At 66.1% G+C, this 22,570-nt stretch carries 23 protein-coding genes; 7 read left to right on the forward strand and 16 right to left on the reverse strand.

Going from position 1 to position 22,570, the window contains the following annotated elements:
- Positions 1 to 22 precede the first annotated feature (22 nt).
- On the forward strand, positions 23 to 1,291 hold the full coding sequence (locus XW59_RS02515; protein ID WP_082137576.1) for a DUF3419 family protein: 1,269 nt from the start codon (positions 23 to 25) through the stop codon (positions 1,289 to 1,291).
- A 1-nt stretch (position 1,292) separates the two neighbouring features.
- Positions 1,293 to 1,970, forward strand: coding sequence for a class I SAM-dependent methyltransferase (locus tag XW59_RS02520; protein WP_047145515.1), 678 nt, complete (start codon positions 1,293 to 1,295; stop codon positions 1,968 to 1,970).
- A 165-nt stretch (positions 1,971 to 2,135) separates the two neighbouring features.
- On the opposite strand, the gene leuB is transcribed toward XW59_RS02520, so the two are convergent.
- The 4 genes from leuB to XW59_RS02540 form a co-directional block, all read right to left on the reverse strand.
- Positions 2,136 to 3,242, reverse strand: a complete 1,107-nt coding sequence (leuB, locus tag XW59_RS02525; protein ID WP_047145516.1) for a 3-isopropylmalate dehydrogenase — start codon at positions 3,240 to 3,242, stop codon at positions 2,136 to 2,138.
- 154 nt (positions 3,243 to 3,396) lie between these two features.
- Positions 3,397 to 3,777: a RidA family protein gene (locus XW59_RS02530; RefSeq protein ID WP_047145517.1), complete on the reverse strand. Its 381-nt coding sequence runs from the start codon at positions 3,775 to 3,777 to the stop codon at positions 3,397 to 3,399.
- Between the two features lie 19 nt (positions 3,778 to 3,796).
- Complete coding sequence (leuD, locus tag XW59_RS02535) at positions 3,797 to 4,402, reverse strand: 3-isopropylmalate dehydratase small subunit (RefSeq protein ID WP_047145518.1); 606 nt, start codon at positions 4,400 to 4,402, stop codon at positions 3,797 to 3,799.
- A 118-nt stretch (positions 4,403 to 4,520) separates the two neighbouring features.
- Complete coding sequence (locus XW59_RS02540) at positions 4,521 to 4,955, reverse strand: glyoxalase superfamily protein (RefSeq protein ID WP_047145519.1); 435 nt, start codon at positions 4,953 to 4,955, stop codon at positions 4,521 to 4,523.
- Between the two features lie 289 nt (positions 4,956 to 5,244).
- Between XW59_RS02540 and XW59_RS02545 the strand changes: the two genes are divergently transcribed.
- Together XW59_RS02545 and XW59_RS02550 are read left to right on the forward strand one after the other, a co-directional pair.
- Positions 5,245 to 5,682 carry an OsmC family protein gene (locus XW59_RS02545; protein WP_047145520.1) on the forward strand — a complete coding sequence of 146 codons (438 nt, stop codon included), beginning with the start codon at positions 5,245 to 5,247 and terminating at the stop codon, positions 5,680 to 5,682.
- A 155-nt stretch (positions 5,683 to 5,837) separates the two neighbouring features.
- Positions 5,838 to 6,962 (forward strand): Glu/Leu/Phe/Val dehydrogenase dimerization domain-containing protein, encoded by a 1,125-nt coding sequence (locus XW59_RS02550; RefSeq protein WP_137326966.1) that lies wholly within the window; start codon positions 5,838 to 5,840, stop codon positions 6,960 to 6,962.
- Between the two features lie 78 nt (positions 6,963 to 7,040).
- Here the strand turns inward: XW59_RS02550 and msrA are convergent, their stop codons facing one another.
- From msrA to ccmA, 7 genes are all read right to left on the reverse strand, one after another.
- Positions 7,041 to 7,640, reverse strand: coding sequence for a peptide-methionine (S)-S-oxide reductase MsrA (gene msrA, locus XW59_RS02555; RefSeq protein ID WP_047145682.1), 600 nt, complete (start codon positions 7,638 to 7,640; stop codon positions 7,041 to 7,043).
- Between the two features lie 85 nt (positions 7,641 to 7,725).
- The gene (locus tag XW59_RS02560) at positions 7,726 to 8,769 is read right to left on the reverse strand and encodes a DUF2332 family protein (protein ID WP_047145521.1); all 1,044 of its coding nucleotides are present in this window, start codon (positions 8,767 to 8,769) and stop codon (positions 7,726 to 7,728) included.
- A 20-nt stretch (positions 8,770 to 8,789) separates the two neighbouring features.
- Positions 8,790 to 9,374 carry a DsbE family thiol:disulfide interchange protein gene (locus tag XW59_RS02565; RefSeq protein WP_047145522.1) on the reverse strand — a complete coding sequence of 195 codons (585 nt, stop codon included), beginning with the start codon at positions 9,372 to 9,374 and terminating at the stop codon, positions 8,790 to 8,792.
- Positions 9,371 to 9,538 carry a heme exporter protein CcmD gene (gene ccmD / locus XW59_RS02570; RefSeq protein WP_047145523.1) on the reverse strand — a complete coding sequence of 56 codons (168 nt, stop codon included), beginning with the start codon at positions 9,536 to 9,538 and terminating at the stop codon, positions 9,371 to 9,373. Before ccmD ends, XW59_RS02565 begins: the two co-directional genes overlap by 4 nt.
- Positions 9,535 to 10,308 carry a heme ABC transporter permease gene (locus tag XW59_RS02575; RefSeq protein ID WP_136068190.1) on the reverse strand — a complete coding sequence of 258 codons (774 nt, stop codon included), beginning with the start codon at positions 10,306 to 10,308 and terminating at the stop codon, positions 9,535 to 9,537. The genes ccmD and XW59_RS02575 overlap by 4 nt, the downstream gene beginning before the upstream one ends.
- A 107-nt stretch (positions 10,309 to 10,415) precedes the next feature.
- Positions 10,416 to 11,081, reverse strand: a complete 666-nt coding sequence (gene ccmB / locus XW59_RS02580; protein WP_047145524.1) for a heme exporter protein CcmB — start codon at positions 11,079 to 11,081, stop codon at positions 10,416 to 10,418.
- Positions 11,082 to 11,211: 130 nt separating this feature from the next.
- Positions 11,212 to 11,820: a heme ABC exporter ATP-binding protein CcmA gene (gene ccmA, locus XW59_RS02585; RefSeq protein ID WP_047145525.1), complete on the reverse strand. Its 609-nt coding sequence runs from the start codon at positions 11,818 to 11,820 to the stop codon at positions 11,212 to 11,214.
- 279 nt (positions 11,821 to 12,099) lie between these two features.
- On the opposite strand from ccmA, the gene acnA reads away from it, so the two are divergent.
- Entirely contained in the window at positions 12,100 to 14,790 is a 2,691-nt protein-coding gene (gene acnA / locus XW59_RS02590) for an aconitate hydratase AcnA (RefSeq protein WP_047145526.1), read from the forward strand.
- A gap of 190 nt (positions 14,791 to 14,980) precedes the next feature.
- Here acnA and XW59_RS02595 read toward each other — a convergent pair whose 3' ends face one another.
- Positions 14,981 to 15,652 carry a ceramidase domain-containing protein gene (locus tag XW59_RS02595; RefSeq protein ID WP_047145527.1) on the reverse strand — a complete coding sequence of 224 codons (672 nt, stop codon included), beginning with the start codon at positions 15,650 to 15,652 and terminating at the stop codon, positions 14,981 to 14,983.
- Positions 15,653 to 15,793: 141 nt separating this feature from the next.
- Here XW59_RS02595 and XW59_RS02600 point away from each other — a divergent pair, with 141 nt between their 5' ends.
- Positions 15,794 to 16,552 (forward strand): DUF1223 domain-containing protein, encoded by a 759-nt coding sequence (locus XW59_RS02600; RefSeq protein ID WP_136068212.1) that lies wholly within the window; start codon positions 15,794 to 15,796, stop codon positions 16,550 to 16,552.
- Positions 16,553 to 17,089: 537 nt separating this feature from the next.
- Positions 17,090 to 17,476, forward strand: coding sequence for a DUF2794 domain-containing protein (locus XW59_RS02605; protein ID WP_047145529.1), 387 nt, complete (start codon positions 17,090 to 17,092; stop codon positions 17,474 to 17,476).
- A gap of 46 nt (positions 17,477 to 17,522) precedes the next feature.
- Here XW59_RS02605 and XW59_RS02610 read toward each other — a convergent pair whose 3' ends face one another.
- From XW59_RS02610 to XW59_RS02625, 4 genes are all read right to left on the reverse strand, one after another.
- Complete coding sequence (locus XW59_RS02610; protein ID WP_047145530.1) at positions 17,523 to 18,089, reverse strand: GNAT family N-acetyltransferase; 567 nt, start codon at positions 18,087 to 18,089, stop codon at positions 17,523 to 17,525.
- 100 nt (positions 18,090 to 18,189) lie between these two features.
- Complete coding sequence (locus tag XW59_RS02615) at positions 18,190 to 18,969, reverse strand: Bax inhibitor-1/YccA family protein (RefSeq protein WP_047145531.1); 780 nt, start codon at positions 18,967 to 18,969, stop codon at positions 18,190 to 18,192.
- Between the two features lie 316 nt (positions 18,970 to 19,285).
- Positions 19,286 to 21,835 (reverse strand): ABC transporter permease, encoded by a 2,550-nt coding sequence (locus XW59_RS02620; RefSeq protein WP_047145532.1) that lies wholly within the window; start codon positions 21,833 to 21,835, stop codon positions 19,286 to 19,288.
- 14 nt (positions 21,836 to 21,849) lie between these two features.
- A complete protein-coding gene (locus XW59_RS02625; RefSeq protein WP_047145533.1) occupies positions 21,850 to 22,548 on the reverse strand; it encodes an ABC transporter ATP-binding protein in 699 nt (232 codons plus the stop codon).
- Between the last annotated feature and the right edge of the window lie 22 nt (positions 22,549 to 22,570).

The raw sequence follows: 22,570 nt of genomic DNA on the forward strand, positions 1-22,570 counted from the left end.
GGCGGAAATGGGAGCACGATCCATGAGCACGGCGGAAGTCCTTTCCCGATCCGCGAGCCAGGCGGAGCGCAGGCAGGCGAGGCGACGGCTCAACCGCGCCGTGCGCCAGAGCCCGCTGCTTTCGCCCACAGGGCTTTCGGAGCGCCTGTTCGCGAAGCTTTTCAACGGCCTGGTCTATCCGCAGATCTGGGAGGACCCGGTCGTCGACATGGCGGCGCTGGCGATCGCTCCCGGCGACCGCATCGTGACCATCGCATCTGGCGGCTGCAACGCGCTCTCCTACCTGCTCGCCGATCCGGCGCGGATCGAGGCGGTCGACCTCAATCCCGCCCATGTCGCCTTCAACAGGCTGAAACTTGCGGCACTCGAGCATCTGCCGGGCTACGATGCGTTCTACAGCTTCCTCGGCAAGGCCGACGAGAAGGCCAATATCGAGGCCTATCAGCGGTTCATCCGGCCGCATCTCGACACGTTCAGCCGCGCCTATTGGGAAAAGCGCGACCTGCGTGGCCGGCGGCGCATTTCGATGTTCTCACGCAATCTCTACCGTCACGGGCTCCTCGGCCTGTTCATCGGCGCCGGCCACGGGGTCGCCCGCCTCTACGGGGTGAACCCGCGCGATCTGCTGCAGGCGCGGACGATGGAGGAGCAGCGCGCCTTCTATGACCGCGCCATCGCGCCGCTGTTCGAGAAGCGGATGGTCCGCTGGGCGACGGCGCGCAAATCGTCGCTCTTCGGGCTCGGCATTCCGCCCCGCCAGTACGACGCGCTGGCAGGCGCGGGCGACGGAGGCATGGCCGGGGTCCTGCGGGAGCGGCTGGAGCGGCTGGCATGCGACTTTCCGCTCGAGGAGAACTACTTCGCCTGGCAGGCGTTCGGGCGCGGCTACTGCGCTTCGGGAAGCGGGCCGCTGCCGCCCTATCTCTCCCGGGAGAATTTCGAAACGGTGCGCACCCGCGCCGACCGGATGAGCGTGGTCAATCTTTCCTTCACCGAGCTTCTCGCGGGCAAGCCCGGCGCCTCCGTCGACCGTTTCGTGCTGCTCGACGCGCAGGACTGGATGTCCGACGCGCAGCTCAACGAGCTTTGGCGCGAGATCACGCGGTGCGCGGCGCCCGGAGCGCGGGCGATCTTCCGCACCGCCGCGCCGGAGAACCTGCTGCCGGGGCGGGTCGTTCCGGCGGTTCTGGAGCGCTGGGACTATCGCGAGGCCGAATCGCTCGCTTTCCATGCCGGCGACCGCTCCTCCATCTATGGCGGGTTCCACCTTCACGTGCTGAAGGATGATTGAGATGGCGGCGCAGATCGAGCACGGCAGGCTGATGGACCGGGTCTACCGCCATCAGCGCCATTTCTACGACGCCACCCGCAAATACTACCTGATCGGGCGCGACCCGATGATCGAAGGGCTCGCGCCGCCGGTGGGCGGCACGGTGCTGGAGATCGGCTGCGGGACGGGGCGGAATCTCGTCAAGGCGGCGGCGCTCTACCCGGATGCGTCGTTCTTCGGCATCGACATATCAGCCGAGATGCTGGCGACCGCCGGCAAGGCGGTGGTGGCGGCGGGCGAGGAACGCAGGATCAGGCTCGCGCTCGCCGACGCGGCAGGGTTCGAGCCGCAGAAGGTTTTCGGCCGGCAGGCCTTCGACCGCGTCTTCATTTCCTATGCGGTGTCGATGATCCCCGCCTGGCGGCAGGTGATGGAGAAGGCGGTGGAAATACTGGAGCCCGGCGGCTCGCTCCACATCGTCGATTTCGGCGATCTCGACCATCTGCCGCCCTGGTCCAGGGCGGCGCTCTACAAATGGCTCGAATGGTACCATGTGACGCCGCGCGGCACGTTGTTCGAGACGAGCGCGGAACTCGCCGAAAGCCACGGCTGCGTGGTGGAGGAGCGGCGTCTTTACCGCGGCTTCGCCTGGATATCGGTCATCCGTCGCCAAGCGGCCGGCCTGCGGCAGGCCGCCTGACGCGTTTCTCGGTCTTTAGGGCGTTTCCAGATGAAATGGAATCGTCGCCTGGAACGCCCGCTTGTCTCGTCCGTCCTTCGGACCCCCGCTTCGCAGGGGAGGAACCCAGCGCCGCGGACCGCCGCACCGTGGTGGAGGGGTGTTTCGGCGAAAACCTGAACTGCCCTAGCCGCGCAGGAAGGCGGCGGCGATCGCGTCGCCCATCGCCGTCGTGCCGATCTCCGTCATGCCTTCCGACATGATGTCCCTGGTGCGCAGCCCGTCGTCGAGAACCTTCGAGATCGACGCTTCGAGACGGTCGGCCTCGGCCACCATGTTGAAGGAATAGCGCAGGCACATCGCGAAGGAGGCGATCATGGCGATCGGGTTCGCCGCGCCGGTTCCGGCAATGTCGGGCGCGGAGCCGTGCACCGGCTCGTAGAGCGCCTTGCGCGACCCGGTCTTGGCATCCGGCGCGCCGAGCGAGGCGGACGGCAGCATGCCGAGCGAGCCGGTCAGCATCGCCGCCACGTCCGACAGCATGTCGCCGAAGAGGTTGTCGGTGACGATGACGTCGAACTGCTTGGGCCAGCGAACGAGCTGCATGCCGCCGGCGTCGGCCAGCATGTGGTCGAGCTTGACGTCGGAATATTTGGCCTTGTGGGTGGCCGTCACCACCTCGTTCCAGAGCACGCCCGACTTCATGACGTTGCGCTTTTCCATGGACGTCACGTGATTGCGGCGCGTGCGCGCCAGCTCGAAGGCGACGCCGGAAATGCGCTCGATCTCGAACGTGTCGTAGACCTGGGTGTCGATCCCGCGCTTCTGGCCGTTGCCGAGATCGATGATCTCCTTGGGCTCGCCGAAATAGACGCCGCCGGTAAGCTCGCGCACGATCAGGATGTCGAGGCCCTCGACCACCTCCTGCTTGAGCGAGGACGAGGCGGCCAGCGCCGGGTAGCAGATCGCCGGACGCAGATTGGCGAAGAGCTCCATGTCCTTGCGCAGGCGCAGCAGGCCGGCCTCGGGCCGCACCTCATAGGCGACACCGTCCCATTTCGGCCCGCCGACCGCGCCGAACAGGACGGCGTCGGCGGCGAGCGCCTTTTCCATGTCGGCTTCGGAGATCGCCTCGCCGTGGGCGTCATAGGCCGAGCCGCCGACGAGACCCTCATCCGTCTCGAAACCGGCATTCATCTCCTTGTTCATGACATCGATCAGCTTCCGGACCTCGCTCATCGCCTCGGGGCCGATGCCGTCGCCGGGAAGTAGAAGAAGCTTGCGCGATGCCATGGGTAGACCTTTCCGAAAGTTTCGTGAAACCGTCGTCTTGCTATCCGCAGCCGATACGGCATGCAAGACCCAATCGTCGGGCCAGAAACCCGTCGTCGCGCTGGAAATACCGGAAAAACGACGCGAAGATGCCGGAGCTTACCGGCCGGGCGGTCTAGTTGTCCCTCAGCGCCGTCACCTCGATCTCGATCTTCATTTCCGGCTCGTTGAGCTGGCAGACGATCATCGTGGCGGCGGGGCGGATATCGCCGAACGCCTCGCCGAGGATCGGGAAGACGAGATCGACATAGGACCGGTCGGTGACGTAATAGTGGGCGCGCACCACGTCCTTCATAGAGAAGCCGCCTTCATCGAGGGCCGCCCCGATGGTGGCGAGGCAATTGCGGGTCTGCTCCTCGACCGTCTCCGGCATGGTCATCGTAGCGTAGTCGTAGCCGGTCGTTCCGGACACGAAACACCAGTCGCCTTGCACGACGGCGCGCGAGTAGCCGGCCGTCTTCTCGAAGGGCGAGCCGGTGGAGATCAGTCGGCGCATCGATCCGCGGCCCGTTCGTTCAGGCCCAGGGGCGGCTTTCGGCGTTGCGCTTCTCGAAAACGTCGATCGACGGCGCCTTCTCCATGGTCAGGCCGATATCGTCGAGCCCGTTGAGCAGGCAATGGCGCTTGAAGTCGTCGAGGTCGAAGCTGATGCTGCCGCCGTCGGGTCCGTGGATCTCCTTGGTCTCGAGGTCGACGGTCAGCGTGGCGTTGGCGCCGCGCTCGGCATCGTCCATCAGCTTCTCGAGGTCCTCGGGGCTGACGGTGATCGGCAGAATGCCGTTCTTGAAGCAGTTGTTGTAGAAGATGTCGGCGAAGGAGGTGGAAATCACGCAGCGGATGCCGAAGTCCAGCAACGCCCACGGAGCGTGCTCGCGGCTCGATCCGCAGCCGAAATTGTCGCCCGCGACGAGGATCTGCGCCTTGCGGTAAGCCGGCTTGTTGAGCACGAAATCGGGATTCTCGGACCCATCCTCATTGAAGCGCATCTCGGCGAAGAGACCGGTGCCGAGGCCGGTGCGCTTGATCGTCTTGAGATAATCCTTCGGGATGATCATGTCGGTGTCGACATTGACGATCGGCAGGGGCGCCGCAACGCCGGTGAGTTTGGTGAACTTGTCCATTTTCGTATACCCGTCGGTTCTGGGCGAGAGCGCTCGCTGGCCCTGCTTTACACAAGGTCGCGCCGTAACGCAAAGGGGCGGCCGTGAAAGCCGCCCCTGGTCGCCGGGATCGTCGGGTTCAGGCGCGGTTGAGCGCCATGACGCCGGTTTCCGTTCCGGTCAGCCGGCGCGAGCGGCCGTCGGCGCCGACGATCATCTCGATGCGCTTCCTCTCGGAGGAGAAGAGCTTCGAGGTGACGACGTCGACCGGAGGGTCGAAGGCGACGGTCACGCGCCAGAGATCGGGCTTGATCGTCTCGGACAGACCGATGACGCGGCCCTGGGCGGGGTTGCCGTTGAAGGTTCCCTCGACGCGCTCGCCGACGGCGAAGGGCGCCGTCGCGTCCGGCGCCTTGCGCGCAGGCCTTGCGGCCAGCGTGTTCCAGTCGCGCTCGCCGTTCTGGCGAGCGACGAGTTCCAGCGCCTTGCCATGCGAGATGGCGATGCCGTCGGCGGCGAGCGCGTCGCGCAGCCTGCGGGCGTGGGATTTGTAGTCCGATGAAGTACGGGTCATCGTTTGCTCCTATAAGGCGAGCGGCATTTTGTCTGACGGGAGCCCGCATTGCCGTTTCGGCCGTCGCAAGACAGGGAAACGATGTCGAAGGGAAGCTTCACCATGGCGTCGAGCCTGCGGGCGGCGGGTGCTTCCGAACCCGAGCGGCTCAAATAGTCATCGTCGCGGCAAATATCAATGGCGTCGCGGAAAGCCGCGCGCGGCCGTGGATCAATCCCTCGCACTGCCCTATCTCTTATGATGCCGCGGCGTCCGCCACGGCATCATCAACGCAGGACGGGAGACGACGATGCAACGCCAGGCCATTGCGAACTGGAAGGGCTCACTCACCGAGGGCAGCGGAACGCTCGATACGCAGAGCGGCGCTTTCGCCGGCCAGCCCTATTCCTTCAAGGGCCGCTTCCAGGACGAGGACGGCAAATCAGGCACCAATCCGGAGGAACTGATCGCGGCCGCGCATGCCGGCTGCTTCGCCATGCAGCTTTCGCATTTCCTCGCCGAGAACGGCACGCCGGCCGAAAATCTCGAGGCCAAGGCGGTGGTGAGCTACGGCCCGGCAGCCGGCGGCGGTTTCGAGATCACCGGAAGCAGCATCAGCCTCGTCGGCAAGGTGCCCGGCATGGAAGAAGCGAAATTCATCGAACTGGCGGAAAAGGCGAAAGCCGGCTGCCCGGTCTCGAAGGCGCTCGGCGCGATCAGGATTTCGCTCGACGCGAAGCTTGCCTGAAGGAGTCGCGGCCGGAAATTTTCCGGCTGCGACATTTTCGCTCCCGGAGAGGTCTTCCCGCGCAACGGAAGTTCGATCCGGGGGACCTATTCGCAACCAAAAAACCGCGATCGGCATTAACATCCCGAGGCAGTTGACCATTCGGGAGGAATGTCATGCTGCAGTCCTACGAGACGCGCACCCTGCGTCCGCTGAAGAGCGGATCTTCGCTGAAACTCACCGACATCACGGCGCGGGCGACCCGCCTGGAAGCCTATGACGGCCACGAGCGGATATGGCTCGGCGAGGATCACGAGCGCGGCCTGACCGCGATCGTGGCGATCCACAACACGGCGCTCGGGCCCGCGCTCGGCGGCACGCGCGTCTGGCCGCATCCGACGTTCGAGGCGGCGCTGACGGACGCGCTGCGCCTGTCGCGCGGCATGACCTACAAGGCGGCGATCACCAACATGCCCTACGGCGGCGGCAAGGCGGTCATCGTGGCCGATCCGAGGACCGACAAGACGCCGGCGATGCTGGAAGCCTATGCCGAGATGCTGGCCGCGCTCAACGGGCAGTATTTCACCGGGGAGGATGTCGGACTGACGCTCGCCGATGCCGACTTCCTGCGCGCCCGTACCCCCAACGTCACCGGCACGACGATCGGCGGCAGCGGCAACCCTTCGCCGGTCACCGCGCAGGGCGTGTTCCTGGGCATCAAGGCCGCGCTGCGCCACCGCAACGGCAACGATGCGATGTCGGGATTGCGGATCGCGGTGCAGGGGCTCGGCTCGGTCGGCTGGTCGCTCTGCGAGAAGCTGCATGCGGAAGGCGCCTCGCTGGTCGTCGCCGATCTCGACGAGGCGCGGGTGCGCAAGGCTATGGAAACGTTCCACGCCGAGGCCGTGGCGGGCGACGCGATCGTCGCGGCCGATGTCGACCTCTTCGCCCCCTGCGCGCTCGGCGGGATACTTTCGGCCGACACGATCCCGACGCTGAAGGCGAAGATCGTGGCGGGCGCGGCGAACAACCAGCTCGAACGGCACGAGGACGCGCGGCGCCTGATGGCGCAGGGCGTGCTCTACGCGCCCGACTACGTCATCAATGCCGGCGGCCTCATCAACGTCGCCACCGAGCTCGATCCGGATGGCTATGACCGCGAGGCGGCCATGACTAAAGTCGAACTTATTCCGCAGACGCTTTCGGATATCTTCCGCCGCGCCGATTCCGATGCGAGGCCGACGAACGACATCGCCCAGGCGATGGGCGAGGAACGTATCGCCAGGGCGCGCGCCGCCTGATCGGCAAGGAGTTGCACGGGGGAGCCGGCCGGGAAGACCGCCCAAAAGAGGCGGCCCCGGCCGCATCCCCCCGGAACGTCAGCTTCCCTTGACGCCCCGGTGGGCCGCCGCGCCCCAAACCTCCTCGAGGCGGGCATCGCGGCCACAGGCGCTGCGGTAATATTTGTAGCGCAGCGGATTCTTCCTGTAGTAGTCCTGGTGATAGTCCTCCGCCGGCCAGAAGGTCGGCGCGGCGCCTATCGGCGTCACGACGTTCCTGCCCAGCTCGTTCTGCGCGTCCGCTTTCGCCTTCTCGGCTTGCGCGGCCTGGTCCGCGCCGATCGTGTAGATGCCGGTGGTGTAGCTGTGGCCGCGGTCGCAGAACTGCCCGTCGCCATCGGTGGGGTCGACCGAGCGGAAGAAGATTTCGAGAAGCTGGGCGTAGCTCACCGCGGCCGGATCGAACTCGATGCGGACCGCCTCGCGGTGGCCGGGATGGTTCTGGTAGGTGGGATTCTCGTTGGTTCCGCCGATATAGCCCGAGACGGTGGAAAGCACGCCGGGCACATGGTCGAAATCCGATTCGACACACCAGAAGCAGCCGCCGGCGAAGATCGCGGTTTCCCGGTCGGCCGACCAGGCGGGGGAGGAGCTTGCGGCAAGAAGGAGAAGCAAGGCGGCGGCGTGGCTGCGGAACATGATCATTCCCTCGGTTTCACCACGATATTGCTAGCATCGCCCGCGCGGCTTTCAACTCAAGCCGCAACAAGCCTTCGTGAACGGATCAGCCGGTCCACTCGATCCAGCGGCCGTGGAAGTCGCATTTCGCCAGTCGTCGGGTCTCGCCGCCGGGCCAGGTCGTCACGCTCAACGTCGCCCATCCGTCATTGGGATCGCGCGGCTCCATGCGCAGCCTCGCGATCGGAGCCTCCCCCGTGGCACCTTCTCCCGCCTCGGCGAGCGCGGCAAGCACCGCGTCCTTGGTGTCGCGCGGCATATATTGCCACATGATGGAATGATATATCACGAGCGCGGCATGCTTCGGACGGTCCGCCAGCGTCTGGCGGACGAAGGCGGCGGCGTCGGCCTTGGCAAGCGTGAAGGGCACGGAGGCCGTGAGCGAAATCGCGGCGTCGAGCCGTGCGAGCCGCATCGCCTGATCCGGCCAGACATAGGAGCGCAGCCGCAGGCGGTCGGCTTCCTTCGCCACCTCGATCGGGGTGATGTCGCAACCGTTCCGCTCGGCAATCTCCAGCCGACCGGAGAGCGGGGGCGGCGCGCCACGCGTTTCCGGTGAAAGCCTGACCGGCGAGGCCTCGTCACCCCACTGCGCGTCGCCGTAGCGATAGTGGAACCTGTCGAAGAGAAGATTGAGGCCGGCGCTTGCGCCGATCTCGCACAGCGCCAACGGCAGCCCGGTTTCGATCGCCACCTTCAGGAAGCCCGGCAGGAGCATGGCCGAGCGAGCGATCTCGTTGGTCTGCGGGGCGGAATCCAGCGCGCGGAGCAGGCGGATGTCATGCTCGGCGAGGGCCTGCGATACGGCCTCAGCGAGCCGCTCGTCGTCGGCGACGTTCGGCGGATAGGCGGCGGCCAGCCTGCGATCGTCCCCGCTCAGCACGAGCGCGTGCAACCCGCCGCAAAGCCTGAGCGCGAGCGCGTCGGCGCGCGGGTTTCCCGGCCAGGAGCCGACGCGGCGGCCGGTCCGTGTCGTATCGTCGACGAGTTCGACGAGGAGCCGGCAAAGCCGGGCGGTGAAAGGGGAGCCGAGCGTGTCGCAGGCTTGCGCCTGTTGCTCGAAATGACGGGCGATCTCTTCCGGTATCATCGCCCGGCAGAGTAGCCGGATCAATTAGAGGTAGAAAGCGCTTTTTCGATCCGGGGCATCAGCTCGGCGGAGACCGATTGCGGCGTGAACGGGCCGACATGCTTGTAGAGAATGCGGCCGTCCTTGCCGACGAGGAAGGTCTCCGGCACGCCGTAGACGCCCCAGTCGATCGCCGAGCGGCCGGAGGAATCGACGCCGACGGCGGAGAAGGGATTGCCGAGCTCGCCGAGGAAGCGGCGCGCGTTCTCCGGCTTGTCCTTGTAGTTCAGCCCCGCGATCTCGATGCGCCCGTCCTTCGCCAGGTCCATGAGCAGCGGGTGCTCCTGCCTGCAAGGGGCGCACCATGAGGCCCAGACATTGACCAGCGTCACCTTGCCGTCGAATTGCGAGGAATCGAGGCCGGGAAGGTCCATCTCCTCGAGCGGCGGGAGGTTGGTCGCGGGCGCTTCCGCTCCGATCAGCGCGGAAGGCACGACGGAATTGTCGCGCCCGGAGAGCAACTGAACCAGAAAGACACCGGCCAGCAGCGCGAAGACCGCAAGCGGAAGAAAGGCCAGCCAAAGTCGCCTGCGGCCCCGCGAACCGGTCGGCGCCTCGGTACTCACCGCCGAACCTCGCCCCGCGCCGAGCGGCGGCGCACGCCGCTTGCCTCGAGCTCGGCCAGCTCGCGGCGGCGGGCGCTCTGGTCGAGCAGTATCCAGCCGATAAGGCCGACGATGACGATCGCCGAGACGGCGTAGGCGGCGCCGACATAGAAAGCGTGGCTCATGCCGTCACCCCCTCCTGCCTGTCGGCGCTGCGGGCCGCGAGCCGGCGCATGGCGGCGACGCGCCGGCGCCAGATTTCCGAGCGCATCGCCATCAGATGCAGCGTGAAGAAGAGCAGGGTGAAGCCGAGCGCGCAGACCAGCAGCGGCCAGAGCATGCTCGGATGGATGGTCGGGCCGTCCAGGCGCAGGACGGAGGCGGGCTGGTGCAGGGTGTTCCACCAGTCGACCGAGAATTTGATGATCGGAATGTTGACGAAGCCGACCAGCGTGACGATCGCCGCGGCGCGCGCGCTCCTCGACGGATCGTCCAGCGCGCGGGTCAGGGCGATGATGCCGAGATACATCAGGAACAGCACGAAGACCGAGGTCAGCCGCGCGTCCCACACCCACCAGGTGCCCCACATCGGCTTGCCCCAGATCGAGCCGGTGGCGAGCGCCAGCATGGTGAAGGCGGCACCGATCGGAGCCGCGGACTTCAGCGAGACGTCGGCGAGCGGGTGGCGCCAGACCAGCGTTCCTATCGCCGAGAGTGCCATCAGCGAGTAGCACATCATGGCCAGCCAGGCGAAGGGCACATGGATATACATGATGCGCACGGTGATGCCCTGCTGGTAGTCTTCCGGCGCGGTGAAGCCGAGATAGAGACCGACGATCAGCAGGAGCGCGCTGGCGCCGCCCAGCCACGGGATCAGCCGCCCGGCGAGCGCGATGAAGCGCGTCGGATTGGCAATATCGGTCCAGGACCTGATCGTGGCGGTGGTTTCGCTCATGCCTGCCTCAATAAACCCGCGCGCCGCGCTTCGCAATTGATCGCCTTTGCCGCAGGCGGGCCGGATCAAGCGAATGTGAAGCCGGCTCCGCTCCGGCCGGACGCTTGTCAGTCGGCATTGGCCTTCAGCGCCAGCGCGGCGGCGAACGGTCCGATTACGGCGAAAAACAACGTCAAGGCGGCGAGAATGAGGAAGGGCGGCAGAAAGGGCTGCGGGCCGGTGGTCGCCGCGTAGCAGGCCGAGACGCCGAAGATCAGCACGGGTATCGCCAGCGGCAGGATCAGCACGGAGACCAGCAGTCCGCCGCGCGGCAGCGCGACGGCGACGGCCGCGCCGACCGCGCCGATGAAGGCGATGGCCGGCGTGCCGACGAGCAGCGTGGCGAAGGCGGCGGCGATGCCGATCGGCTCGATGTTCATGAAGATGCCGAGCAGCGGCGAGGCGATGACGAGCGGCAGGATGTTCGCCACCCAATGGGCGAGGCATTTCACCAGCACGCTCAGCGCCAGCATGTGGCGGCCGTCGGCGAGGACGAGGAGGTCGAGAGAACCATCCTCGCGATCGGCCTGAAACAGCCGTTCGAGGCCGAGAAGACCGGCGAGCAGGGCGCCGATCCACAGGATGGCCGGGCCGATGCGGGCAAGCAGGTTGAGGTCCGGCCCGACGCCGAAGGGGATCACCGCAACGACCGCGAGAAAGAAGATCACGCCGACCAGCGCCCCGCCGCCGGCGCGGATGCCCAGGCGAAGATCACGGAGGAAGAGGGCTAGCATGGCTGGCCTCTTCCATTGCTCCGCGCATGCCGGAGACGGTGTTTCGCCCCGCCTTCGCGGGAGGCTATCCTTGAAGGGACGCCACATGGCTCCGTGCCTCCTGGAGGGGGCAGGGTTTCGAAGGAAGTGATCATCGGCCCGCCCCCATCCGCAACTCCCCGACGCCCTCGAGGCCGAGCGGCAGGTGGGTGGCGGCGATCAGGATGCCGCCCTTTTCGAGATGCGCGCGCATCAGGCCGGCGAAGCGGCGCTCCGAACCGGCGTCGAGCCCGGCCGTCGGCTCGTCGAGCAGCCAGACGGGCCGATGGCTCACCAGGAGCTTGGCGATACAGACGCGCCGGCGCTGGCCGGTGGACAGATAGCCGAAGGGCAGCGAACCGATGCCGGGCAGGCCGACCATTTCGAGCGCCTCGGCCACGTCGAGATGCGGATCGCCGTGGAAATCGCGCCAGAACCGCAGGTTCTCCGCGACCGTCAGCGCCGTCTTCATCGCGTTCTGGTGGCCGAGATAGTGCGAAGCGGCGGCGACCGTCGGCCACTCCTCGCTGCCGCCTTCGAGGCGAATCACGCCTTCGGCCGGCGGCAGCAGCCCCGCCAGGATCCGCAGCAACGTCGATTTGCCGGAGCCGTTCGGGCCGGTGACAAGGAGCCCGCCGCCCGCGGCGAGAACGATGTCGATGCCGGCGAATATCGTCTCGCCGCCGCGCTCTCCGCTCAGTTTCTCGGCCGTCAGCCGCATTTGCACCTCTCGTTCCGGCAGCCGTCGGCACGCGCGGTGCGATGCAGCAAATTTGCCTCGACTCGGTCTAGAACTATTCTACGAAATTCTCTATATGCGGGACAACCGTGCCAGCGGTCGGCACGGGAACCAATTTGCGCCGAACCAGCGCGCGCGCCGCCTTGAACGGCCGGGTCGCGGGGAACGGACAGCGGAAATGACCGTACCCGCACCTTTGCGCGTGTTAGCATGCCACTGGCGTCCGTTTCCCAATCGGCAACCGACAGTTAGGGATCGCACGTGTCAAAATCACTCGACAGCTACAATTGCCGCAGAACGCTCAATGTGGGCGGCTCGGAATATGTCTATTACAGCCTGCCCGAGGCCGAGAAGAACGGCCTGACCGGCGTCTCGCAGCTTCCCTTCTCCATGAAGGTGCTGCTGGAGAACCTGCTGCGCAACGAGGACGGGCGCTCCGTCACCAAGGAGAGCATCGCGGCCGTCGCCGGCTGGCTCGCCGACAAGGGAACGGCGGGCGTTGAGATCGCCTATCGCCCGGCGCGCGTCCTCATGCAGGACTTCACCGGCGTTCCCGCCGTCGTCGACCTTGCCGCCATGCGCGACGCGATGGCCTCGCTCGGCGGCGACCCGCAGAAGATCAACCCGCTGGTGCCGGTCGATCTGGTCATCGACCACTCGGTCATCGTCGACGAATTCGGCACGCCGCTGGCCTTCGCGCGCAATGTCGAGCTGGAGTACCAGCGCAACGAGGAACGCTACAAGTTCCTGAAATGGGGACAGCAGGCATTCCGCAATTTCCGCGTCGTGCCGCCCGGCACCGGCATCTGCCACCAGGTGAACCTCGAATATCTCGGCCAGGTCGTCTGGACGAAAGAGGAGGATGGCGAAACCACCGCCTATCCGGACACCTGCGTCGGCACCGATTCGCACACCACGATGATCAACGGCCTGGGCGTGCTCGGCTGGGGCGTCGGCGGCATCGAGGCGGAAGCCGCGATGCTCGGCCAGCCGGTCTCCATGCTGTTGCCGGAGGTCATCGGCTTCCGCCTGACCGGCAGGCTCAAGGAAGGCGTGACCGCGACCGACCTCGTCCTGACCGTCACCCAGATGCTGCGCAAGAAGGGCGTCGTCGGCAAGTTCGTCGAGTTCTTCGGCCCGGGCCTGTCCTCCATGACGCTCGCCGACCGCGCCACCATCGGCAACATGGCGCCGGAATATGGCGCGACCTGCGGCTTCTTCCCGGTAGACGGCGAGACGGTGAAGTACCTCACCACCTCCAGCCGCAGCGACGAGCGCATCGCGCTGGTCGAGGCCTATTCCAAGGCACAGGGCATGTGGCGCGAGGACGGCATCGCCGATCCGGTCTTCACCGACACGCTGGAACTCGACCTCGGAGAGGTCGTGCCGTCGATGGCCGGCCCGAAGCGTCCCGAGGGTCGCGCGCCGCTCGGCGACATCGCCCCGAATTTCGCCAAGGCACTCGAGACCGAGTACAAGAAGACGGTCGACACGGCGAAGCGCTATGCGGTCGAGAGCGAGGATTTCGATCTCGGCCATGGCGACGTGGTGATCGCCGCGATCACATCGTGCACGAACACCTCGAACCCGAGCGTGCTGATCGGCGCCGGCCTGCTGGCGCGCAACGCCAACCGGCTCGGCCTGAAGCAGAAGCCCTGGGTGAAGACCTCGCTGGCCCCGGGCTCCCAGGTCGTCGCCGAATATCTCGAAAAGTCGGGCCTGCAGAAGGAGCTCGACCAGATCGGCTTCAACCTGGTCGGCTTCGGCTGCACGACCTGCATCGGCAATTCCGGCCCGCTGCCGGGGCCGATCTCCAAGACCATCAACGAGAAGGGTCTGATCGGGGCGGCCGTGCTTTCCGGCAACCGCAATTTCGAAGGCCGCGTCTCTCCGGACGTGCAGGCGAACTACCTCGCCTCGCCGCCGCTGGTCGTCGCCTACGCGCTGGCCGGCACCGTGACGAAGGACCTCACCACCGAGCCGCTCGGCGAGGACAAGGACGGCAATCCGGTCTTCCTGAAGGACATCTGGCCGTCGACGGCGGAAATCCAGGAATTCATCGCCGCCAACGTCACCCGCGACCTCTTCGCCCGCAAATATGCCGACGTTTTCAAGGGCGACGAGAACTGGCAGAAGGTGCAGGCTCCGAGCGGCCAGACCTACACCTGGGACGATGATTCGACCTATGTGCAGAACCCGCCCTATTTCGTCGGGATGGGCACGAAGCCGGGCGCGATCGGCTCGATCCGCGGCGCGCGGGTGCTGGGCCTGTTCGGCGACAAGATCACGACCGACCACATCTCGCCGGCCGGTTCGATCAAGGCGGCCTCGCCGGCCGGCAAATACCTCACCGATCACGGCGTCGGCGTCGCCGACTTCAACCAGTACGGCACGCGGCGCGGCAATCACGAGGTGATGATGCGCGGCACCTTCGCCAACATCCGCATCCGCAACCACATGCTGGGCGAGAACGGCAAGGAAGGCGGCTACACGATCCACTATCCCTCGAAGGAGGAGATGTCGATCTACGATGCCGCCATGAAGTACAAGGAAGAAGGCGTGCCGCTGGTGATCTTCGCCGGCGTCGAATACGGCAACGGCTCGTCGCGCGACTGGGCGGCCAAGGGCACCAACCTGCTCGGCGTGCGGGCGGTGATTGCCCAGTCCTTCGAGCGCATCCACCGCTCCAACCTGGTCGGCATGGGCGTCGTTCCGTTCGTGCTCGATGAGGGCACGAGCTGGGCTTCGCTCGGTCTCAAGGGCGACGAGATGGTCACGATCGAGGGCCTCGAGACGATCAAGCCGCGCCAGAAGATGGTGGCCAAGGTCGCCTATGCCGACGGCACGGAAAAGGACGTCCCGATCCTCTGCCGCATCGATACGCTGGACGAGCTCGACTACTTCAAGAACGGCGGCATCCTGCAATACGTGCTGCGCGATCTGGCGGCGTAAGCGGCGCCTTTCCCTTCTCCCCGCCTCGCGGGGAGAAGGTGGCCCGAAGGGCCGGGTGAGGCGGGGAGCCGCTGGCTTTGCAATGGCCCCTCCACCATGCTTCGCATGGTCTTCCTCCCCCGCTTCGCAGGGGAGGACCAGCGTCGCGGCAGTCCGCGGCGTTGTTGCTCCCGTTTACAGGGCGGAAATTCTACTCGCTCCCGACCGGCTTCCCATATCTCGCCACCGCCGCCAGCAGCACGCCGAGCATGAGGCCGTTGAGCGTGTGCCACAGGAAATGCGTGCCGATCGGCAGCGCGGCACAGACGTGCGGGTCGAGCGCGCGGAAGGCGACCGACGCAACGAAGATCGCGGCGGCCGCGATGTTGTACCAGCCGGCGGGGTTGCCCGCGCGGATCACCATTGCTCCGAAGAAGACGAGCGCAAGGAACGGCGGCAGGTAGCCGGTCGAGCCGTTGGAGGCCTCTCGCAGCCAATCCGGAACGAGGGCGGTGATCACGCCCGCCGCGATATAGAAGGCGATGAAGATCGACAGCGCCCTTGGCCATTCCATCGCCAGGAAGCGGCGCAGATTGAGAAGCGTGTAGGCGAGCGTGAAGCCGGCAATCGGAAGGATGTCGGCCCATTTGGTAAGCTCGTTGGCGAAGGTGTGGAACAGGCCGGAGCCGATGCCGATCGCCACCACCCACCAGCCGAGAAGCTCGGCGAAGGTGCCGGTCTGCTTGCGGCGAACCTCGCGGACGCCCCACAGGCCGGCGGCGACGAAAGCGAGATTCGTCAGCGCATTGAGCGGTTCCGACCAGAATTCCGGCCCCGTGCGTTCGCAATAGAGGTCGACATGGGCGGTCAGGGCTTCGAGCATCGCTTCTCCTGGGGGAAGGCCGCCTTTTGGCACAAAGGTTTCACCGCAACGTGACTTTCGATTGAGCCTCCTATTAGCCTAATCTAAAAGCATCAAGAAAAGGGTTCCCCGAAGAACCTGTAGAAAAGAACCGGGATGATCATGGGCCTTACCACCCTCAGGCTGGCAATGGCCGCGCTTTTCCTTGTCCTATCGTCGGGCGCGCAAGCCGATCAGACAAGCATGCGGCCGAAGGCCGTGGTGGAACTGTTCACCAGCCAGGGGTGCAATTCCTGCCCGCCCGCCGACGAGCTGCTCGCGGAGCTGGCGCGTTCCGGCGAGGTGGTGGCGCTCGCCTATCACGTCAATTACTGGGACTATCTCGGCTGGCGCGACACCATGGCCACGCCGGACAACACCGGCAGGCAATATGACTACAACCGGCAGTTCGGCAACCGGTCCGTCTACACGCCGCAGGCGGTCATAAACGGCCGCGAGCACGTCAACGGTGCCAAACGCTACAAGGTCGAAGGCGCGATGGAGCGGCTGGCCGCGTCGGCGAAGGGCATGAAGGTCGACGTGAACGCCCACTACACCGGGAACACGCTGGTGATCGAGACGAGCGGCGGTGCGGCGGGGCCGGGCGGCGCGCAAATTCTCCTGGTCTATTTCAGGCCGGTCACGCCGGTGGAGATCGAGCGAGGCGAGAACAAGGGCCGTACGGTCACCTACTGGAACGCGGTTTCCGGCTTCCACAGCGCCGGCATGTGGCACGGCAAGGCCTCGCGCATCGAACTGCCCCTGAGCGAGGTCTACAAGAAGGGCGCCGGCGGCTGCGCGGTGCTGATCCAGGAGATGGGCAAGAACGGCCTGCCGGGGGCGATACTCGGCGCGACGATCATCAACCGTCCCTCGAGCTGAAGCGTTTCTCCTGAAACCGGTATCCGTTTTCGTGTCAAGGACATGCGTAACAAGAGCCTGAAGCGCGGTCAGCGAATCCGAAAGATCGCGTCTGCAAAGCGGACTGTCGGCAGGTTCCTCCCGCGTGGACAACAAAAAACCGACGCTGAAGGATTTCCAGCGCCGGCCATATCTTGCTTTGGGATCGTCGTACCGTCGATATCTCCGGACAAAGACCGGAGTTGGTTCGATCCGACCCAGACCCCGTGGGCGGGGGGCTTGGGGTTACGGAGCCGCGCCGGACCGAACCGTCTCAGGCAACGAGGGGATGGTCGCCATACATTGGGGCGCGAACTAGGATAAAAAACGGCAACAATGTGGCGAGCCATCACCAATGACGACAGTCTGTCCCCGTTCGTGAGAAATTCGCGAATGTTTTCAACCATGAGATTCAGCCCCCTAGCGACACACGGAGAAAGCGCAGCCCGACCTCTTGCAATTTCACCGCCGACGCGCGACCTTTCCGACGTCGTCAAACCGTCATGAAAGGTATGATGAATGACCGATCGCGGAGCCGGGGCGGAGGATAGGGAGGATTCCGCAATACTGATCCCGCTCCACGAGGCGCGCCGCGAGCGAATGGAGCTGCCGGTCACTTTCCACCGGCGAGAGCTCGATCTCATTCTTCGACTGTACGGACAGATGGTCGCCGCCGGCGAATGGCGCGACTATGCGATCGACCATCTCAAGGATCGCGCTATTTTCTCCGTCTTCCGCCGGACCAGCGAGGTTCCGCTGTTTCAGATCGTCAAGGCGCCGGAGCTGGCGCGGCGCCAGGGCGCCTTTTCCGTGGTTGCCGCCAGCGGCCTGATCATGAAGCGCGGCCACGAACTGCAGCGCGTGCTCGGCGTGTTCGACAAGAAGCTGAAGCTCGTTCAGGCCTGACGCCCGCCGAGGCCGGTCGTAGGACGATCCCCTTCCAGCAATCTCCCTAAACGCCTCTGAACCTGCGCTCGGGCATCGATGCGGCGTCAGGCGGAAGCGTGTCGCCGCCATTCATCTCAAGCTGCATGAAGGCCGTGTCCAGCCAGCGTCCGTGCTTGTAGCCGGAGCCCCGCAGCGTACCGGCGGGGCGGAAACCAGCCTTTGCATGGAGCTTCACCGAAGGGCTGTCGGCATGGCCGTCGCCGATGACGGCGATCATCTGGCGGAATCCCAGCGCCTCGGCCTCGGCGATCAATCGCGTCAGAAGCACCGAGCCGACACCCTTGCCCCCGGCCTGTGGAGCGACATAGACCGAATCCTCCACGGCGAAGCGATAGGCGGCGCGCGGCCGGAAAGGTCCCGCATAGGCGTAGCCCACCACCTCGCCGGCGATCTCGGCGACGATATAGGGAAAATCCCCCTTGGCGAGCGCTTCGAAGCGGGACGCCATCTCCAGCCGGTCCGGCGGTTCCAGTTCATAGCTCGCCGTGCCGTTTGTCACGGCGTCGGCGTAGATGGCGGTTATCGCGTCGATGTCCTCGCGCGTCGCCGGGCGTGTCGCGACGTGGTCCATGCGTCCCCTCGTGTTGTCCGGCGCATGATTGCGGCTCTTGCGGGCAAAAGAAAAGGGCGGCCGTGAAGCCGCCCTTCGGAATCCTCGATCCGGTTTGCCGTTATTCGCGGTTGCCCAGGAACTGCAGCAGGAACATGAACATGTTGATGAAGTCGAGGTAGAGCCTGAGCGCGCCCATGATGGCCTTGCGGCCGGCCACGAGCGTGCCGTCGCCCTCGTAGTACATTTCCTTGATCTGCTGGGTGTCGTAGGCGGTCAGGCCGGCGAACACCAGCACGCCGATCGCCGAGATGGCGAACTGCAGGGCCGAGGACTGAAGGAAGATGTTGACCAGCATCGCGAGGATGAGGCCGAACACGCCCATGATCAGGAACGAGCCCATGCCGGACAGGTCGCGCTTGGTGGTGTAGCCGAAGAGCGACAGCGCGCCGAAGGCGGTGGCGGTGATGAAGAAGGTCTGCACGATGCTGGCGCTGGTGTAGACCAGGAAGATCGACGACAGCGAAACGCCCATCAGCGCCGCGTAGGCCCAGAAGGTGGTCTGCGCCGCCGAAAGGCTCATCTTCTCGACGCGGAACGACAGGAAGAACACCAGTGCGAGCGGGGCAAGCATCACGACCCAGCGCAGCGGCGAGCCGTAGAGCGCCGTGCCGAGCCCGGTCAGCATCTTTCCGTTGCCGAGCGTTGCAACCGCGGCAGCCGGATCGGAGGTCGTGGCAAGCGAGACGGTCGCCAATGCGGCGACGCCGGTTATCGCGAGGCCAAGCGCCATCAGGTTGTAGACCCTGATCATGTATGCGCGCAGGCCCTCGTCGATGGCAGCGTCGGCGCGTGTGCCGGTCGTCGCGACGCGTGCCTGATAGTTGCGAAGGTCAGCCATAATTTCCTCTTTTCTGCTCCTGTTCCGTCGGGTGTCGGGCATGCGCCCAGGCGCCGCTGGCGGAACTCCAGCATGCCTACGGCGAAATATGCTCATTCTTGATGGCCAGGACAAGGCCTGTTGCACGTCGAAACCGCGCGTGAAGGCCGCAAAAGTCCACTTTTCGACCCTTCGGGAGGCATGGAGACCCCGGCTGACGGTTTTGTGATGCGGCTTCGGGAGCAATCTCGAAAAACGGGAGCCGGTTTTCGGACGAAAATCAGGCCCCGGCAAGGAATAGGCCCCCGACGACGATTCGAGAAAAACTCCGTCAGCTCTACAGATTGCGCAGGATCGGAGCGGCCTTGTGGCCGAGGATGCGCCAGGTGCCCGCAAGGCCGAAGCCGACCGTCAGAACGAGCGCGATCAGTATCGTCGACACGGCCACTTCCGGCAGGAAGACGGAGGGCAGCGACATGATGCGCGAGACGACGAACCAGGCGGCCGCGCCGCCCGCGGCGAGCGCGAAGACCGCGGTGGCGAGGCCGATCAGCAGATATTCGATCGAGAAGGCCCTGATGAGCGTGCGTCGCGTCGCGCCGAGCGTCTTCAAAACGACGGCGTCGTGGATGCGCGCATTGTTGCCGGCGGCGAGCGCGCCGGAGAGCACCAGCACCGAGGCGACGAGCGCCACGGCGGCGGCCGCGCGGATCGCGACCGCGAGCTGCGCGACGATGTCGTTGACGATGTCGAGCGCGTCCTTGACGCGCACGCTGGTGACGGCCGGGAAGTTGCGGGTCACCGCATTGAGGATGCGGGCCTCCTCGGCGCTCGAGGCGGAGGAATCCATCAGCGTGGCGAGCCACGAATGCGGCGCGCCGGCAAAGGTGTTGGGCGAGAACACCATGACGAAATTGATGCCGAGCGATTCCCATTCCACGGCGCGCAGATTGGCGATCCGCGCGGTGATGTTGCGGCCGAGCACGTTCACCGTGACCGTGTCGCCGATCTTGAGGCCGATCTCGCGCGCTTCCTCAGCGGCGAAGGAGACGAGCGGCTCGCCCGAATAATCGGCCGGCCACCATTCGCCCTCGGTGAGGGTCGAGTTCTCCGGCACGTTCTGGGCATAGGTGATGCCGCGATCGCCGCGCAGCACCCAGGCGCCTTCCGGCGGAACCTGGATCTCGCGGATGTCGGTGCCGTTGAGCGCCATGATGCGGCCGCGCAGCATGGGAACGCGCACCAGCTTGCCGTCGGGAGCCTCGGCCTCCACCAGTGAGGCGAAACGGTCGACCTCGCCGCTCTGGATATCGACGAAGAAGAAGTTGGGCGCCTGCGCCGGCAGATTGCCGGCGATCTGGCGGCGCAGATTGCCGTCGATCAGCGCCAGCGTGACGAGCAAGGTGAGCCCCAGGCCGAGCGAGAGCACGACGGAAGGGGTCAGCGCGCCCGGGCGATGGATGTTGCCGATGGCGAGCCGCAGGGCAGTGGAGCGGACGCGCGGGCTTCGGCGCGCAAGCCATTGCACCAGATAGCCGACGAGGCGCAACACCAGGAACGCGAAAACGGTGGCGCCTACGAAGATCACGGCTATGCGCCGATCGGCGGAGAACCAGATCGCCAGCAGCGCGAGCAGGATCGCAAGTCCCGCCGCCGCCGCGACATAGACGAGCCGCGGCATGCCGTGTCCCGCGAAACCCATCTCGCGGAAGAGCGCTGTGGCCGGCACGTCGCGGGCGCGGCCGAGCGGCAGCACGGCGAAGGCGAGCGTCACCAGAATGCCGAACAGGGCGGCCATCGCCAGCGCGCCGGGATAGATGCCGCCCGCCGCCGGGATCGGCAGCACCGAGGAGAGCATGGCGCTTGCCGCGAAGGGCATCAGCGCGCCCAGCACGAGGCCGGCTGCGATGCCGAGCGCCGCGATCATCGATATCTGCACGAGATAGACCACGAAGACGAAACGGCCGGAGGCGCCGAGGCTCTTGAAGGTCGCGATCACGCCGCGCTTGCCGTCGAGATAGGCGCGCACCGCGTTGGCGACGCCCACCCCGCCGACGACCAGCGCGGTGAGGCCGACGAGGGTCAGGAATTGCGAGAAGCGCTCGATGTTGGAGGAAAGCGCCGGCGCGGCATTGTTGCGGTCGCGGATGCTCCAGCCGGATTCCGGAAATTCCTCGCCGGCGCGCGTGCGGATTTGCTCGATGTCGGCATTGGTGACGCCGGGAATCCGGGCCTTGTAGGAATATTCCACCAGGCTGCCGGGCTGGATCAGGCCGGAAGCGCGCAGGCCGTCGAGCGAGACCATCAGGCGCGGCGCGAGCCCGAACCCGTCCGAGATCGCGTCCGGCTCGGTCACGATCCTCGCGCGCAGCTCGAATTCGGAATTGCCGAGGCTGATGCGGTCGCCGATCTCAACGCCGAGACGCTCGAACAGGATATCGGCGGCCGCCGCGCCATAGACGCCGTCCGACTGCGCAGTCAGCCGGTCCAGCGGCAGAGCGGGCTCGGCGGTGAGTTCGCCGTAGAGCGGATAGGCGCCGTCGACCGCCTTCACCTCGACCAGCGTCTGGTCGGAGCCGTCGGCAAGCCGTGCCATGGAGCGCATCGAGGCGCCCTCAGTGACGTCGCCGAGTCCGTCGACGAAGGCGCGCTCCCGCTCGTCCGCCTCGCGGTGGATGAGCTGGAAGCGGATGTCGCCGCCGAGCAGGACCTGGCCCTGGCTTTCCACGCCGGCGGTGATGGCGCGGGCGACCGAGTTGACGCCGCCGATCGCCGCCACGCCGAGCGCGATGCAGGTGAGGAAGATCATGAAGCCGGAAAGCCCGCCGCGCATCTCGCGCAGCGAAAAGCGGAAGGCGAGACGGAGCGTACGCGCGAAGCCGTTCATGTGCGCACCGGCCGCTAAGCCGATACGGCGGTTAGCGCCGGCGGGTTTTCTATCCGGCCCGAGCGCATGGCGATCTGCCGCGTGCAGCGCGCGGCGAGCGCCGGATCGTGGGTGACGAGCACCAGGGTCATGCCGCGTTCCTCGGCCTTGGCGAAGAGCAGATCCGCGATCTGCCGGCCCGTCGCCTGGTCGAGATTGCCGGTCGGTTCGTCGGCGATGAGGATCTTCGGCTCGGGCGCCAGCGCGCGGGCGATCGCGACGCGCTGCTGCTCGCCGCCGGACAGTTCGCCGGGATAGTGGGTGACGCGCTCGGCCAGCCCCACCGCCGCAAGCTCGCGCGCGGCGACGCCGAAGGGGTCGTCGTGGCCGGCAAGTTCGAGCGGCACCGCGACGTTCTCGAGCGCCGTCATGTTCGGGATCAGGTGGAAGGACTGGAACACGATGCCGACATTGCGGCCGCGAAAGGCGGCAATCTCGTCCTCGCTCCTGCCGTTGAGCAGTTCGCCAGCGATCCGGACCTCCCCCGAATCGACGCGCTCGAGGCCGGCCAGGACCATCAGCAGCGTGGACTTGCCGGAACCGGAAGGCCCGACGATGCCGGTCGCCTCGCCGCCGGTCACGTCGAGGCTGACGCCCTTCAGCACATGCACGGAGGAAGCGCCTTCACCCAGGGTCAAGGAAACGTCTTTCATCTGGATGACGGCTTCTGTCACGGCGATATGGTCCTATATGATG

The organism is Aquamicrobium sp. LC103 (assembly GCF_001014615.2).
Classification (GTDB): domain Bacteria; phylum Pseudomonadota; class Alphaproteobacteria; order Rhizobiales; family Rhizobiaceae; genus LBCQ02.

Bases quoted from the DNA above. Each gene is read 5' to 3' on its own strand.
- leuD (WP_047145518.1), bottom strand. From the start codon at position 4,402: ATGGACAAGTTCACCAAACTCACCGGCGTTGCGGCGCCCCTGCCGATC.
- XW59_RS02610 (WP_047145530.1), bottom strand. From the start codon at position 18,089: ATGGACCACGTCGCGACACGCCCGGCGACGCGCGAGGACATCGACGCG.
- leuB (WP_047145516.1), bottom strand. From the start codon at position 3,242: ATGGCATCGCGCAAGCTTCTTCTACTTCCCGGCGACGGCATCGGCCCC.
- XW59_RS02550 (WP_137326966.1), top strand. From the start codon at position 5,838: ATGCTGCAGTCCTACGAGACGCGCACCCTGCGTCCGCTGAAGAGCGGA.
- ccmB (WP_047145524.1), bottom strand. From the start codon at position 11,081: ATGCTAGCCCTCTTCCTCCGTGATCTTCGCCTGGGCATCCGCGCCGGC.
- XW59_RS02595 (WP_047145527.1), bottom strand. From the start codon at position 15,652: ATGCTCGAAGCCCTGACCGCCCATGTCGACCTCTATTGCGAACGCACG.
- XW59_RS02530 (WP_047145517.1), bottom strand. From the start codon at position 3,777: ATGCGCCGACTGATCTCCACCGGCTCGCCCTTCGAGAAGACGGCCGGC.
- XW59_RS02615 (WP_047145531.1), bottom strand. From the start codon at position 18,969: ATGGCTGACCTTCGCAACTATCAGGCACGCGTCGCGACGACCGGCACA.
- XW59_RS02520 (WP_047145515.1), top strand. From the start codon at position 1,293: ATGGCGGCGCAGATCGAGCACGGCAGGCTGATGGACCGGGTCTACCGC.
- XW59_RS02575 (WP_136068190.1), bottom strand. From the start codon at position 10,308: ATGAGCGAAACCACCGCCACGATCAGGTCCTGGACCGATATTGCCAAT.
- msrA (WP_047145682.1), bottom strand. From the start codon at position 7,640: ATGTTCCGCAGCCACGCCGCCGCCTTGCTTCTCCTTCTTGCCGCAAGC.
- XW59_RS02515 (WP_082137576.1), top strand. From the start codon at position 23: ATGAGCACGGCGGAAGTCCTTTCCCGATCCGCGAGCCAGGCGGAGCGC.
- XW59_RS02560 (WP_047145521.1), bottom strand. From the start codon at position 8,769: ATGATACCGGAAGAGATCGCCCGTCATTTCGAGCAACAGGCGCAAGCC.
- XW59_RS02620 (WP_047145532.1), bottom strand. From the start codon at position 21,835: ATGAACGGCTTCGCGCGTACGCTCCGTCTCGCCTTCCGCTTTTCGCTG.
- ccmD (WP_047145523.1), bottom strand. From the start codon at position 9,538: ATGAGCCACGCTTTCTATGTCGGCGCCGCCTACGCCGTCTCGGCGATC.
- XW59_RS02540 (WP_047145519.1), bottom strand. From the start codon at position 4,955: ATGACCCGTACTTCATCGGACTACAAATCCCACGCCCGCAGGCTGCGC.
- ccmA (WP_047145525.1), bottom strand. From the start codon at position 11,820: ATGCGGCTGACGGCCGAGAAACTGAGCGGAGAGCGCGGCGGCGAGACG.
- XW59_RS02605 (WP_047145529.1), top strand. From the start codon at position 17,090: ATGACCGATCGCGGAGCCGGGGCGGAGGATAGGGAGGATTCCGCAATA.
- XW59_RS02545 (WP_047145520.1), top strand. From the start codon at position 5,245: ATGCAACGCCAGGCCATTGCGAACTGGAAGGGCTCACTCACCGAGGGC.
- XW59_RS02600 (WP_136068212.1), top strand. From the start codon at position 15,794: ATGGGCCTTACCACCCTCAGGCTGGCAATGGCCGCGCTTTTCCTTGTC.